Here is a 789-nt window from a genome sequence, read left to right as displayed (position 1 = left end):
ATAATGGGTGTCAGCGGGGTAAATGACCCAGGTTTTGCCCTGGCGGAACCGATCGGTGGAAATGTAGTTAGGTTCGACGATGACCTTCCCTTGTTTATCGATAAATCCGTGTAGTCCATGCCCTTGCTGATTAAGTTGCATCGGGACAAACTCGGCCAGTCCTTCTTCGAAATCCCCAATGTCGCGGTAGGCTGGGGTTAGTTTACGTCCGTTTTTGTCGGTCAGGAAGGTTTGGTAGGAACGGCACGGCTTAGTAATCTTTTTGACCACATAAACCTCGCCATAGTCTTGGCATTCATCGTATTCGGTCAGCCAGGACTCATTTGGTGAGGTGTTTGTCTGGGCGAATGTTCTGGCCGATGGCAAGAGTAGGGAAAGAAGTATGAGGTTTCGAAAAGTAGCAAGGGGAGTTAGACGTTGGTTTGACCCATCCTTCTGCCTAGCTAAATTACGCCAGGTACTTCTGAAGTAATTTTGGCGCATACACGTCGATTAAACAAAGAGACTGACTATTCTTCTTAGATGTCGTGCCGTTCTAGATTTCATAAAGTTAAGTTGGTAAATATAGCCTGGAGATTCGTTTGGAATCAACGTAATGGGCTGATGGATGCATTTACAAATTATCTTGATAGGGGAATAACTCAGTTGTTGCCTCCTACTTTGTTCATATTAATAATCGCCCGATTCGAGAAGCTAACTAATACACAAATCTATATTTGTCTCTCTTAGGAGCGATTTGTGAGACTTTTAGACATAACCAAAAAAAGAAGTGGCTGGCCTCTGTCGTCA

The 789-nt window shown here is 44.4% G+C and carries 1 protein-coding gene; it reads right to left on the bottom strand.

Features of this window, described 5'->3' with window-relative positions; translation table 11 throughout:
- Positions 1 to 483, bottom strand: a 483-nt coding sequence (locus tag ACFS25_RS29025; protein ID WP_381508299.1) for a WG repeat-containing protein, incomplete at its 3' end; no start/stop codon positions are given.
- Positions 484 to 789 lie beyond the last annotated feature (306 nt).

The sequence above is a fragment of the Spirosoma flavum genome (assembly GCF_042686045.1).
Lineage (GTDB): Bacteria > Bacteroidota > Bacteroidia > Cytophagales > Spirosomataceae > Spirosoma > Spirosoma flavum.
The sequence above is the reverse complement of the archived record's forward strand: the minus strand, read 5'-3'. Positions and strand labels throughout refer to the sequence as shown.